Source organism: Parachlamydiales bacterium (assembly GCA_041671045.1).
Taxonomy (GTDB): domain Bacteria; phylum Chlamydiota; class Chlamydiia; order Chlamydiales; family JABDDJ01; genus JABDDJ01.
In genome coordinates this window covers 266691-280172 of the sequence record JBAZCF010000003.1, presented here as the reverse complement: position 1 = coordinate 280172, position 13482 = coordinate 266691, and the positions used below count along the sequence as shown (strand labels likewise).

At 45.4% G+C, this 13482-nt stretch carries 8 protein-coding genes; 4 read left to right on the top strand and 4 right to left on the bottom strand.

The window, feature by feature from the left end:
* Positions 1 to 2: 2 nt before the first annotated feature.
* Positions 3 to 2468 carry a membrane protein insertase YidC gene (gene yidC / locus WC222_05785; GenBank protein ID MFA6915888.1) on the bottom strand — a complete coding sequence of 822 codons (2466 nt, stop codon included), beginning with the start codon at positions 2466 to 2468 and terminating at the stop codon, positions 3 to 5.
* 198 nt (positions 2469 to 2666) lie between these two features.
* Here yidC and WC222_05780 point away from each other — a divergent pair, with 198 nt between their 5' ends.
* Positions 2667 to 4550, top strand: a complete 1884-nt coding sequence (locus tag WC222_05780; GenBank protein MFA6915887.1) for a bifunctional serine/threonine-protein kinase/formylglycine-generating enzyme family protein — start codon at positions 2667 to 2669, stop codon at positions 4548 to 4550.
* Between the two features lie 1049 nt (positions 4551 to 5599).
* On the opposite strand, the gene WC222_05775 is transcribed toward WC222_05780, so the two are convergent.
* The 3 genes from WC222_05775 to leuS are packed head-to-tail and all read right to left on the bottom strand — an operon-like array spanning position 5600 to position 9713.
* Positions 5600 to 6448, bottom strand: a complete 849-nt coding sequence (locus tag WC222_05775) for a MoxR family ATPase (protein ID MFA6915886.1) — start codon at positions 6446 to 6448, stop codon at positions 5600 to 5602.
* Positions 6449 to 6462: 14 nt separating this feature from the next.
* Positions 6463 to 7158 (bottom strand): C40 family peptidase, encoded by a 696-nt coding sequence (locus WC222_05770; GenBank protein MFA6915885.1) that lies wholly within the window; start codon positions 7156 to 7158, stop codon positions 6463 to 6465.
* A complete protein-coding gene (leuS, locus tag WC222_05765; GenBank protein ID MFA6915884.1) occupies positions 7158 to 9713 on the bottom strand; it encodes a leucine--tRNA ligase in 2556 nt (851 codons plus the stop codon). Before leuS ends, WC222_05770 begins: the two co-directional genes overlap by 1 nt.
* 79 nt (positions 9714 to 9792) lie before the next feature.
* On the opposite strand from leuS, the gene rnr reads away from it, so the two are divergent.
* From rnr to WC222_05750, 3 genes are read left to right on the top strand one after another with little or no spacing between them, the layout of a single operon-like run.
* Positions 9793 to 12171: a ribonuclease R gene (rnr, locus tag WC222_05760; GenBank protein MFA6915883.1), complete on the top strand. Its 2379-nt coding sequence runs from the start codon at positions 9793 to 9795 to the stop codon at positions 12169 to 12171.
* Positions 12125 to 12748, top strand: coding sequence for a DNA-3-methyladenine glycosylase (locus WC222_05755; GenBank protein MFA6915882.1), 624 nt, complete (start codon positions 12125 to 12127; stop codon positions 12746 to 12748). The genes rnr and WC222_05755 overlap by 47 nt, the downstream gene beginning before the upstream one ends.
* A complete protein-coding gene (locus WC222_05750) occupies positions 12730 to 13479 on the top strand; it encodes a DUF502 domain-containing protein (GenBank protein MFA6915881.1) in 750 nt (249 codons plus the stop codon). Before WC222_05755 ends, WC222_05750 begins: the two co-directional genes overlap by 19 nt.
* Positions 13480 to 13482 lie beyond the last annotated feature (3 nt).

The window sequence follows — 13482 nt, the reverse complement described above, 5'->3', positions numbered from 1 at the left end:
TTTTAGCGCTTATTGGTAGTTCCTTGTATCACAACAGGCTTCTCGCCTAAAGCGGCCAAACGCCGTTTAGTCCACCATTGCTGCAGCATGCCAAGTATTGAGGTTGAAATCCAATAAATATTTATACCTGAAGGGAAGTTATAGAACATGAATGTAAACATCACGGCCATAATAGTTCCCATCGCTTTTTGCTGACGGTCCTTATCCGAAATTTCACCGGTAGGAGCAGGCGCCATCCAACGTTGTTGGAAGAACATGACTAAACCGGTCAAAATAGGAAGCAGGTGGAATTGGTTGCCGATAATTGGCAAGGAATAGTTCCAGCTAAAGAGAACGTCCGGAGCAGCTAAATCGTCGATCCAGCCAGGAACAAAGCTTGCGCCGCGCAATTCGAATGCAGACTTTAACAAGTCGAACATACCGATCAAAAACGGAAGCTGGATTAATAGCGGCAAGCATCCTGAAACAGGATTGATCTTGTTTTCACGGTAGAGATTGATAATCTCAGCCTGCGCTCTTTTCGGATCCTTTTTATACTTTTCTTGTATTGCTTGGACCTTTGGCATCACTTGCTGCATTTTCGTCGATGAATTCATCGACCAAGCATTCAGCGGATACATCATGATCCTGAGTGCAATTGTCAAGAGTATAATAGAAAAGCCCCATGATCCTGTGATCGTATGGAAGATATTCATCAAAAAGAATAAGAATTTAGCAAAAGGACCGGAGATTATCTCGAACCATCCGTGGAAACTCTGGCTGGCAATGTAGTCAGGGTTATAACCGGTGGCCGCATCGGTGTAGTGCGCATCGATATTTTTTAGCAGGTCTGTAGCAAAGGGGCCTGTAAAGAAACGGAAGGAATATTTCCCGGCCGAACCTTTTAACGGCATAAGCATCATATAACCTGGGAGGTCTTCTGCCTTAAAGCCTAATTCCACCATACGGGATACATCAGCATCTCCATTGACTTTTTGGACCTTGAAGCCGCCTTCCATATTAGAAAGAGGGTCCATGATGATACCGAAGAAGCCATTGGAGTTACAGATCCAGTCCGGCTGCACTTGGCTATAGCTGACAGCTTCAGAAGGAAGGTCGATCTGTTTAACTTCAGCGGATTTCCCTCTTGAAATACGATATTTCAATGCAGGAGCAGGGGAGCTAGAGATGATTTCAACTTCAGGTACACCGGTAGATAACCATAATGAACGAGTATCGCCATCGACTTGGATGTCTAGCTTGAAAGTGTAGGGAGCCTGCGATGAATCTAAGGTGTAGGTTTTAGTGATCTTACGGAAAGATTGCTGCGCTTCCAACACAATCTTGTCTTTAGTGAATTCTTTAACTTTGTAGTTAAGTTCAGCAACTTCAGGGAACTCTGAAACAAGGTTAGTGCTATAAAATTGGGCTGGCACATTACGGGATAGCTTGCGCGCAGATTCGATCAGATCTCTACGGATCAAAGGGTAATAACCGCCTAAAGCGCCGTTGGTATGTTCAACCAATTCTCCGCCTGCTTTCTCTGCGGCAGTGAAATAAGGACGGGAGGGGAAGCGTGCATTATAAGGATATTGAGAGACCATCTCTTTATCATTCTTTACAGGCAGGATAACGCTATTAGGGAAATTCTTGTCTTTGAGCGGAAGGTTGATCTCAACTAATGCACCCCCGCGAGAAGAAAACACTAGCTGCTGATATTCGTTTTCTAGAACATAGAACTTCTCTTTGGCATTTTCAACTTTTTCAGATTGCTTAAAGGGAATTAATGAAGCGTAACGGTCAATATTCTCAATCGTTTCAAAATTGAAAAATGATTTGTTCTGAGGATTGTAAATGCCAACAGGAAGGTAGCCTTTCGCATGCTGGAATAAAACGATAGCATTTGAATCGGGTACTTGAATAGTTTCCGGCAATTTTTTACTTTCATCCATCTGACGATAGATCTTAAGCAGATTAGTTGCTTGAAGAGCAAATGAACCGTCGACAATTTCACCCAAAAATACCTGGTCGCCTTCAATTAACTGTAAGTCATAACTGCCAAAGTAGTTAAGTTGACCTAAAGAGATTAACCCTTTGTCGTTGCTAGTAAATATGCTAAATAAAGGAGCTACTTCAGAGCTAAAGCGGCGTTTGAAAGGAACAACCTTCTTTGTCGCATCGCTGAAGGCATAGACTGTTTCTGGTAAATTAACATCTAATGTGACTATCCCTTGGCCGGAAAGTATGCCACTCCCAATATTTTCATTCATTGCACTGTCAGAATATAATTTGACGTAGGGCAACGACTCTAGCTTCGCTGTTTTATTCTCAATTTCTTGCGTGACAACTTCAGCTTTAGCTTCTAATTTTGCTATTCTTTGTGTATTCCATTTCTTTAGTTCATCCTGATTCTGACTGTCGAAGTACATCTGTACCCCGAGGAAAATCATTGTAAACAAGAAAACCATCAATAATGTACGTCTATCCATTCTTCTTTTCCATCTGATTGAACAATTTGAATTTTAATCCCTAGAAGAGCTTCTAGGTGAAAATTCTCCAAATCCAAGTTGAGTAAGTAATATGCTAACATAAGCTCTTGTAAACTCACAAGGTTTCGGTATAGAATGGACTTTTGCTCTTGCTCTTTTTCTAAATTTAATGATGAGACTTTTTGATCGGAGGGACTGATGACACGTGAATTGGGTGATTACCTGCTACTGAAACAATTAGGTAGAGGCAGCTTAGGCGTTGTCTATCTGGCCGAACATAAATTCATGAAAAAGCAGTTCGCCATAAAAATCCTTCCTGAAGAACTCTCCTGTGATAGAGCCTTTATTCAACGGTTCCAAGAAGACGTTTCCCGCCTTGCTGCCCTTCAACATCCAAATATCGTGACTATACATAATGTATGCTTCCATGATGGCGTATATTTCCTCGTCACAGACTGCATCGTAGATGAAATGGGGGAATCGACAAACCTTTACCACTACCTGAAGTCTCAGCCTGAACCTCTAGATGAAGAAACTATCCTCCATAACTTGAAACAGCTAGCGCAAGCATTAGATTACTCCCACGCACCTTCAGGGGTCAGCAAAGGTACCATCCACCGCGGCATTAAACTGAGCAACATCCTCATTGGATATAACAAAGACGGACCCACTTGGTACCTCAGCGACTTTGGACTCTCACGCATCATCGGCTGCGGCGCTGTTTTAGCCAGATCGTTCAAAGCAATCGCCGACACCCTAGGTTCCGCGTCCATGTGGTCGCAAGCAGCAACAGACGAAGTGCGTTACCCTTTCCCACCCCTCGAAATCCCAAACCTCAGCCCCCTCCAACACTCTTTCCTGCAAACTTTCGCCTTCTTAGCCCCGGAACAAAAATCTATCGACGGCATCTCCTCCCTATCTTTCAAAGCCGATGTCTACGCTTTCGGTATCCTAACATATTATATCCTCACCGGCAGCTTCCCGGAAGGATTCTTCCCCATGCCTTCAGAAGTGAGACCTACACTTAAATACTCTTGGGACAAAATCATCGCCGAATGCCTGCGCCCCAGCCCGCAACTTCGTCCCGAAAAGCTCACACCCCTCCTAGAATCTCTAACTGAAGGCCACACTGACTTTTCCAACTACAGAATCGACCTCCCTAACTATTCCTATGCCCACTCAGAACAACACTCTGCACGCGCATCAAAACTCCAAAAGGAAATTGACCAAGGCCTCATCGCCCCAGGCAGCTCAGCTGTTGAAAACCTCATGCCCGATGAACCCGAAACTCAACTCGCACGCAACCCCGAATCTTCTGTCAAACACTACACTCCCGAAAGAAAAGAAATAAAAACCGTCCAGGCTCTTCCCACCCCCCACATCATCATCCAAGGCGGTACATTCTCACGCGGCAGCACCGAAGGCAGCCGAGACGAAATGCCCTGCCACCAAGTTCACATCGACTCCTTCGCTATGGATGTACACCCCATCACCAACGAACAATTCGTCCGCTTCCTGGAATTCATAGGTAGCGAAAAAGACAGCTACCACCGCGACATCATCAGACTCCGCGACTCCCGCATAAAACGCATGGGCGGTAAACTCAGCATCGAATCGGGATACTCAAAACACCCCGTCGTCGGCGTCACCTGGTACGGCGCAACAGCCTACGCTAAATGGGTCAGCAAACGCCTACCTACAGAAGCGGAATGGGAAATAGCCGCAGCCTCAGGCGCCGAACGCCACGTATACCCTACCGGACACGACATCGAGAAATCCGAAGCCAACTTCTTCAGCTCCGACACCACACCCGTCATGAGCTATGCCCCCAATCCCCAAGGTCTCTACGACATGGCCGGCAACGTATACGAATGGTGCCTCGACTGGTACGGATACAACTACTACGAAACCTCTATGCAAGAACCCGATAACCCTAAAGGCCCTCTCCAAGGTAACTACCGCGTCTTAAAAGGCGGATGCTGGAAAAGCCTCAAAGAAGACCTCCGCTGCGCTAAACGCCACCGCAACAACCCAGGCACTGTCAACTCCACCTATGGCTTCCGCTGCGCTGCCGACATCTAGCCAGGCCCGAGTAGGGCAGAGGGGCAGGGTTTTACCCTGCACCCAGCAGGACTTTGTCCTGCACCTACCAAAGATCTGGCGACCTTTGGAATCCGCGCGTTGTATCGCTAGCTTGAAGGTGCGTTGTGGGAGAGTTTCGACGCGAATCTCCGATTCGCGTCGCCGACGTTGACCTGCCCGCTACGCGGTCACGTCAAACATTGTACGGAACCGTATTCCTTTCCTTAACGAAAAAGTTTTCACTAATTGACTCCGTCTTCTTTGCAAATTGGCTTTTCTAATCAGAGATGATTGACGGAATAAAGAGACTTTGATGTGTGGAGAGCCGGAACTACTAGAAGTTCCGGCAAAATTCAGGGGCACACCAAAGAGAACTTAACAAGCAAAGCTATAGTGTGCAGAAGAATTTGTAGTAGAACCCCTATAATGCCATTTTCCATTGCTTGCTATGTAAGAAATGATTTCTTCATTTTCCGACGAGTGCTTTTTTATGCCTCCCGGCATTGCTTTCAGTGCTATTTGAATAGGAGTAATGCACAAAAGTAGGCAAAAATAAATCTTTAGAAAAATCTTTGAGGTTATCAGTTAAATTCCGCAACCTGTGAGGGAGAAGTATGTAGTGTCTTATATAAAGAATGATTATTTTTATCTTGAATTTCAATAATTGCCAGATAACCCGTGGTTAAACTAACAGCTATAATAATCTCGAAATAAAACATAATAAATGTAACTCAACCATAATTTAAGTAAAATTAAGTTGAATTGAATTATATTTTATTAAGATACCGGAGTCTATTAGTGAAAAACTAATTCGTTAAGGAAAGGATTATCGTTGTCTACAATCTTTGACGTGACCGCGCAGCGGGCAGGTCAACGTCGGCGACACGAATCGGAGATTCGTGTCGAAACTCTCACACAACATACTTCCAAGCTAGCGATACAACCCGCGGATTCCAAAAGGTCGCCAGACCTTTGGTAGGTGCAGGACGAAGTCCTGCTGGGTGCAGGGCAAAGCCCTGCTGCTACCGTAGCTTCGTCGTCGCCTGCGCTTAGAGGTATGTGAGGGCGCTGTCGCCGAGGGTCATGATGACGGCTTGCCGGAGGAGGTTTTCCTTGTCGAATTTGCGTTGGGATAGGGCTTTGATTCTTTTGGCGGCGTAGCGGGCGATGTTTATGCCGTCTCTTACGGTGTAGTTTTCATTTTGGGCGTGGGCTTTTTGCAGGAAGGAGATGACGTATTCAAGAATTTCGGCATCGACGAAGGGGAGGTTTTCGTTGAGGATGCGGCGTTCTTCTTCGGCTTCGGGGAAGTCTAGGTATATTTGGGGTTGTAGGCGGCTGTGGATGTATTCGGGGATCTCATAGGTTGAGGCGTCGTCGTTCATTGTGACACAAATTCTGAAGTCACGGTGGGCGGGAATTTTTAGTCCGGCGACGATGGATTCGACGTAGCGGCGGGTGTCTAGGAGAGGGGCTAGGGAGGCCCAGGATTTTTCGCTCATGCGGTTGGCTTCGTCAAGGATGCAGACGCCGCCGCGTATCATGGCAGTGACGAGGGATGAGGCGACGTAGCGGATGCCGCCGCCTTTGTCAATGACGGGGGTGATGAGAAGGTCTTCGGGGCGGGTGTCCATAGTGCACTGGTAGATGTATACATCCATATTGAGTTTTTTTGCTGCGGCGTAGGCGAGAGTTGTTTTGCCGACGCCCGGTTTACCGATGAGGCGAGGGTTGAGGGGAATGTCGTGTTCATCGATGATAAGCCAGGAGGCGAGAAGCTGTTCCATTACATCGTGTTGTCCGATCCATTGGTAGTGGAATTCGTCGGGGAAGGCTAGGGCTATTTCGACGCCTTGGATGTTGACTTTATCTTCGTGGGAGCCTGGAGCAGTTGTCATGAGAGGTATACCTTTTATAAATTAATTTTTCCGGCGAAAGCTTGAATATTATCTTTGGGTGGGAGACCTTCGATCATTTCTGATAGAGGTATTCCAAGCTTTTGTGTAGTGGTGGCTTGTCGGACATTCATGGAGTCGCTGGTGGCTTCGAACCAAATTTCCCCGCCTAGGTAGATCATAACGTGATAGATTTTATTAAGCGATAGGAAGAGTAAGTCTCTAGGTTGTAGGTCTTTGAGTTGGATATGCTGCGAGAACTTATATTGGTCCGCAGAGTTGCGAGGGATAACCTTGCCGCAGCGGCGGTAGAGGTAGTGGATGAGGCCGGAGCAGTCGATACCGCGGCTGTTGTCATCTTCGGGAAAGCAGAAGGTGAGGCCGCCCCATAGATAGGGGACGTTTGTGAAGGTGAGGGCTAGGTTTATGAATTGGTCGTAAGGGATGATAGGTTTTTGTGCGAATAGCGGAGGTTCTGCAGCAATGTTTTCGTTGAGTATCCATCCTTTATAAGGGATTAAGGAGTCTTTTTCATAGACAGGCTGATCTAGGGCTTCGATAAAAAGCCATTGTCCGCAGTTTTGAAGGATATTGATTTTTTCGCCTTTGAGAAGCTGCGTTTCTTGCAGGGGGTCTTTGACGCGTAGAGAGCCGGAACTGTGAGGTTCCGGCTTACTTCTTAAATCTATCCAAGGTGCTGTGACGTAGTGCATTAGACCACTAAGTTTAGCAGGCGGTTGGGGACGAACACTACCTTTTGAATGTCTTTACCGTCGATGAACTTTTGCACAGAGGAGTTATCGAGGGCAAGCTTCATGACTTCTTCTTGTGAAAGGTCAATAGGCATGTCAAAGCGTGCGCGTACTTTACCGTTAACTTGGACAACGTAGGTAGCGCTTGATTCATGTAAGAGAGAAGGATCAACTTCAGGGAAAGCTTCCAGGGAAACGGTAGTTTTATTTCCTAGGGATTCCCAAAGTTCCTCTGCCATATGTGGTGCGAAAGGCATGAGGACTTGCACCATCATAGAGATCCCTTTTTTCGGGTATGCAGACAGGCGAGTGAACTCGTTGATGAATTCCATCATCTTGGCTATGGCGGTATTGAATTGCAGATCTTGAATATCTTTTTCAATTCCGTGGACAGCCTTATGGACGATACGCATTGCTTCAGGATCTTCTTGATCGGTTATTTTGGATGAAGTTGCCATATCATAGAATCTATTGAGGAAGCGGTAGCAGCCGTTGACAGCATCGGTGTTCCAAATTTTTTCTTTCTCTAGCGGTCCCATGAACATTTCGTATAGGCGTAGAGAATCTGCGCCGAATTCTTCGATAATTTCGTCAGGTGTCACGCCATTGAGTTTAGATTTAGACATCTTATCGATTTGCGAACGCAATTTCTCGCCTGTTTTGACGTGGAAGAATTCGCCGTTTTCTTCGCGAGTATCGACTGGCTCTACATAGGCGCCTGTGCTTAGCTGGAAGGAGCGTGCAGTAACCATTCCTGGATTACGCAGGCATTTGAAAGGTTCTTTTGTAGGGACTAGTCCGCAGTCATAGAGAACTTTATGCCAGAAGCGTGAATAGAGTAGGTGCAGTACGGCATGTTCTACTCCGCCGATGTAAAGGTCGACAGGAAGCCATTTTTTTACCGATGCAGGGCTCCAGGCTTCTTCGTCATTTGTAGGATCGCAGAAACGTAAGTAGTACCAGCACGATCCTGCCCATTGCGGCATAGTGTTGAGGTCTCTTTTGGCCTGCTTGCCTGTTTTCTGGTCTGTGATATCCACCCACTCTTTGGCACGGCCTAGCGGGCTTAAACCTTCTGGGGAGGGTGCGTAATTTGATAGCTCCGGAGGGCATAGGGGAAGCTCATCTAAGTCGAGGACGCGTTTGGTGCCGTCAGCAAAATGGAGGATAGGAAATGGTTCGCCCCAGTAGCGTTGGCGTGCAAAGAGCCAGTCGCGTAGTTTGTAGCTTGTGGCGCGTTTGCCGCTACTGTTTGCTTCTAACCAGTCGATGATTTTCTTTTTAGCTTCTTCGACAGAAAGTCCATTAAGGTCTAGTCCGCTGAATTGGCTGTTGATAGATTTACCTGAACCGGGCCAGCAGGCTTCTCCTGCAAGGATTTTTTTCTTAAGTTCTTCCGGATTAGGGTTGTCAGCAAGGTCTTTGCTATCGACATCGTATACACAGCGGATAGGAAGATGGAATGCTTGTGCGAATTCAAAGTCTCTTTCATCGTGCGCAGGGACGGCCATAATGGCACCTGTGCCGTAGGTCATGAGGACGTAGTCGGAAATCCAGATAGGAACAGGTTCTTGAGTTATGGGGTGTAGGGCGTAGGCGCCGGTGAAGACACCGCTTTTATCCTTGTTGAGGGCGGTACGGTCTAGATCAGTTTCGTTAGCGGCTTTTTGTTTATAGGCATTCACTTCCGCTTTTTGTGTAGCTGTTGTGATTTCTTCTATTAAGGGGTGCTCCGGAGCTAGGACCATATAAGTTGCACCGAAAAGAGTATCGGGGCGTGTGGTAAAGACTTTAATGATGCCGGAGTGGTCTTTGATCCGGAATTGGACATGGGCCCCTTCACTTTTCCCTATCCAGTTGATCTGTAGTCTTTTAAGGTAATCGGGCCAATCTAAGTCGGCAAGATCTTCCAATAATTGATCAGCGTATTCCGTAATTTTAAGGATCCACTGTTTCAAAGGACGGCGTTCGACTAAGTGTCCACCTTCGATGGCGCGCCCGTTATCAACTTCTTCATTGGAAAGAACAGTTCCTAAGACGGGGCAGTAGTTAACATACATTTCTGCTTCGTATGCTAGACCTTTGTTATAGAGAATAGTAAAGATCCACTGTGTCCATTTGTAATATTTTGCATCGCTAGTGGCGAATTCGCGTTCCCAATCATAGCTAAATCCAAGAGAATGCAATTGGCGACGGTATGTATCGATATTTTTCTTAGTGGTAACAGCGGGGTGGGTTCCGGTACGGATGGCATATTGCTCTGCGGGAAGACCGAAGCTATCCCAGCCCATGGGGTGTAAAACTTCAAATCCTTTCTGTCTTTTATAGCGGGAAATAATATCAGATGCTGTGTAGCCTTCGACATGTCCTACGTGAAGTCCTGCGCCGGAAGGATAGGGGAACATATCTAGGACGTAGTATTTAGGCTTAGTAGAGGAGTTGTCAGCCTTAAACGTCTTGTGTTTCTCCCAGAAGGATTGCCATTTTTTCTCGATGCGTTGATGTTCGTATGCCATAACTTTGATAATCTCATGTATGTTTTATGTAATATGGTATGCTATGATCCTATTTTAATCACATGTTTCAGATAAAACGATGGCAGATTCGATAAAAAAGACACAGACAAGCCCCAAAAAGAAGCCGGCAAAGAAGCCAGAGCTTAAAGATAAAGCGCCTGCAAAGGCTAAAAAAGAGAAAAAACCCGTTCCTGTGTCCGCTCCGGAAGTCAAAGCGACACCTAAGCAGGACAAGCTCTTTGAAAATCTACTTAGAAGCACTCGACAGTATATCTCAGGAAAAAATTTCCAACCTTCTACCTTTAAAGAGCTAAGAGAGAAATTAGCAATTCCAAAGCAACATTTTGATCTTTTCCGCGAAATATTAAAAAGCCTTGTTGCTGAAGGCGTAGCACTTGTAGAGAAACAGCGTTACCATTGCAAAAAAGTGCGCGACGATGTTGTCAGCGGTGTTCTATCCGTGCATCCGCGTGGATTCGCCTTTTTACAGCCCGAAAAGCACTTCGGAATGGAGCAAGATATTTTCATTCCTAAGCATTTGACGTTAGATGCTGTGCACGGTGATACGGTTGAAGTTTTGATAAACCGCCTGGCTATATCTGAAAAAGGTCCTGAAGGGCGTATCGTTACTATCTTGCAGAGAGGAAGATCCCATTTAGCGGGTATTGTCAATCGTATAGATCACGAACATAAAGCTTGGGTCTTTGCTCCGCTTTTAGGGCCTACCCGTCCTGTTTATGTCGAAGATGAAGAGGGAAATTCCTTAACGGTTGGAGACAGGGTTATTCTGGCTGTAAAAAAATGGGGAGAGAAAGAGACCCCTACCATTTGCACGCTGAAAGAAAAAATGGGCCATATCACAGATCCTTCGTGCGATATCCCTGCAGCTATTGAAGAGTTTGAGATCCGCGATCATTTTCCTATACAGGCCATTGAGGAAGCGCAGAAATTCGGCAAGCAAGTGTCTGCCTCAGATATTGCCGGTAGAGCAGATTTCAGAGAAGTAGAAACCTTTACAATCGACCCCACTACTGCTAAAGACTTCGACGATGCCCTATCCCTATCTAAGAATAAAAAAGGGCATTATCAGCTGATGGTGCACATTGCCGACGTTTCGCATTACGTCGAACCCGGGACAGCATTAGATTTAGAAGCGAACCAACGTTGTAATTCGACGTATTTTCCCGGCAGATGTGTTCCGATGCTGCCTTCAGTTCTTTCCGATAACCTATGCAGCCTACGCGCTAATGTTAATCGTTTGACTGTCACTGTTGTGATAGAATTGGATAAAGTCGGGAATGTTGTTAAGTATGAAATTGTCAAATCCGTTATCCGCAGTGCCAAACGCTTTTCTTATGAAGAGGCCAAAGAAGTTCTAGACGGCAAGAAAAGAAGTAAACACGCTCCTACGCTGCATCTGATGGTGGAGTTGTGCAAGCTCTTAAAGAAACAACGCTATGTTAGAGGAAGTATCGAGTTTTCTCTTTCAGAGCTAATGGTTGTCGTCGATGAAAATGGAATGCCTACAGGTACAAAGCGCATAGAGTACGATGTCACGCACCAGTTAGTTGAAGAGTTTATGCTTAAGGCGAACGAGATCGTTGCGATCCACTTGCACAAGCAAGGTAAGGAAGTCGCATACCGTGTCCACGATCAGCCTGCAGCCGAGAATATTCGCGAATTCGTCCAAATTTGCCATGCCTTTGGTTTGAAAATCGCTAATGAGCCGGAGCCCTCTGACTTTCAGAAGATGTTCGATAGTATTTCCGACAATCCCATTAGCGAATATCTAGCTAATGCCTATATCCGTAAAATGCGCCTTGCTGTGTATTCAGAAGAAAATATTGGCCACTATGGACTAAGTTTGCAGCATTACTGCCATTTTACCAGCCCTATTAGACGTTATATTGACTTGGTCATACACCGGTCTATTTTTCAAGCAGGCTACACTTCAGAAGAACTATCCAAGATCACAACACAGTGTTCCGAACAAGAGCGCAAAAGCTCACGTGCAGAACAAAGCGTTGTCCTGCTTAAAAAGCTGCGGTGGTTAGACTCGATCAAGAAAGAGGATCCTTTCAAAGAATACGATGCCGTCATCACTAAGATAAAAAACTTTGGCATCTATTTTGAAGCTATGGATGTAATGGTTGAAGGCTTTTTACATATCAGTAATATTGGCCAAGATTACTACATTTATGATGAACATAAAATGCAACTGCGCGGTCAACGTAATGGTGAGATCTATCGCGTGGGTGATAAGCTTTCAGTACTGCTTCTCGAAGTCAACTATGTGATGTTGGAAACGCGTTGGGATATTATCCGTGATCGTGAAATTACACATCAGGAAAGAGTCCGCCAGTTAATGAAAGAGAGTAATTTTCCTAAGAAGAGCCATAATAATAGAAAAGATGAAAGACGGCGTGGGAAAAAAGGACATAAGAAGGGTTTTAGATAAGTCTTTCTATATTCAGGACGATGTTATTACCATTAGTCAGCAGCTGTTAGGGAAGTACCTTTGTACCCATATCGGCGGAAAACTCACCAGTGGAATGATCGTAGAGACAGAAGCTTACAGAGCCCCAGAAGACCGCGCTTCGCATGCGTACAATGGCCGCAAAACAAAACGAAACTCTATCATGTATGCGGAAGGCGGTGTATGCTATGTCTATTCCTGCTACGGTTTGCATGCGCTTTTCAATGTTGTGACTAATATTCAAGATATTCCCCACGCAGTACTTATAAGAGCATTAGAACCCTGTGAAGGGGTTGAAGTTATGGCTGAACGTCGTCATATGGAGCCGACCAACCGCGCGTTGACTTCCGGACCAGGAAAACTAGCTCAGGCGCTAGGAATAACACTCGCGCATACAGGAATCAATTTGCAGCCGCCTACGATTTGGATTGAATCGCGTACTAAAGGCACACATGATATAGTAAGCTCCAAACGTATTGGTATAGATTATGCCGGTGATGACGCGCACCTCCTCTGGCGGTTTTATATTAAGAACTCGAAATGGGTATCAAAAAAGTGAAAAAGAATAATTTCAAAACATATTTTGTGACAGGGCTAGTGATCTTGCTTCCTTTAGCGCTCACGGTAGTTGTGGTCCATTTTATCGTTAGCTTATTGACTAATCCTTTCATGGGTGTCCTTCAATCCATTTTTGATAGGTACCAGCTTTTTGCAGGGGGGTGGTTTTTCTTAACGGCACAACAGGTACAATTGCTTTTGAGCAAAGTCATCATCTTATTTTGCCTTTTCTTCTTTACCATTGCACTTGGGTTCATTGCGCGTTGGTTCTTTTTCAATTACTTCATCCGGCTTTGGCATGCGATTATTTTACGCATTCCATTTATCAACAGCATTTACAAAACTTCGCAGGAAGTTGTTAATACAATCTTTTCATCCGGCGGCCGTTCTTTCAAACAAGTTGTGCTAGCACCTTTTCCGCATAAAGATGCAATGACCATCGGTTTGGTCGCAACAACTGATATTCAAGGTTTGTCCGAAAATGAAAATGAATATCTCGCAGTCTTCATCCCTACAACCCCTAACCCGACATCCGGATTTGTCTCTATCTATAAAACTAAAGATGTAGTTTTTCTAGATATGAAGGTCGAAGACGCCATGAAATTTATCATTTCTTGCGGATCCATCTTGCCTATATTCAACCGCTGTGAACAGCAGAAACCCGTTCCATTAGACCCTCAAGAAGGGGTAGCGCCTGTCTTAAAAGATGTAAAATTAGATGAACATAAGTAGGCA

What these genes read in the sequence shown, in the direction of transcription:
- rnr (MFA6915883.1), top strand. Translation starts at nt 9,793, where the DNA reads ATGGCAGATTCGATAAAAAAGACACAGACAAGCCCCAAAAAGAAGCCG.
- yidC (MFA6915888.1), bottom strand. Translation starts at nt 2,468, where the DNA reads ATGGATAGACGTACATTATTGATGGTTTTCTTGTTTACAATGATTTTC.
- WC222_05750 (MFA6915881.1), top strand. Translation starts at nt 12,730, where the DNA reads ATGGGTATCAAAAAAGTGAAAAAGAATAATTTCAAAACATATTTTGTG.
- WC222_05775 (MFA6915886.1), bottom strand. Translation starts at nt 6,448, where the DNA reads ATGACAACTGCTCCAGGCTCCCACGAAGATAAAGTCAACATCCAAGGC.
- WC222_05770 (MFA6915885.1), bottom strand. Translation starts at nt 7,158, where the DNA reads ATGCACTACGTCACAGCACCTTGGATAGATTTAAGAAGTAAGCCGGAA.
- leuS (MFA6915884.1), bottom strand. Translation starts at nt 9,713, where the DNA reads ATGGCATACGAACATCAACGCATCGAGAAAAAATGGCAATCCTTCTGG.
- WC222_05755 (MFA6915882.1), top strand. Translation starts at nt 12,125, where the DNA reads ATGAAAGACGGCGTGGGAAAAAAGGACATAAGAAGGGTTTTAGATAAG.
- WC222_05780 (MFA6915887.1), top strand. Translation starts at nt 2,667, where the DNA reads ATGACACGTGAATTGGGTGATTACCTGCTACTGAAACAATTAGGTAGA.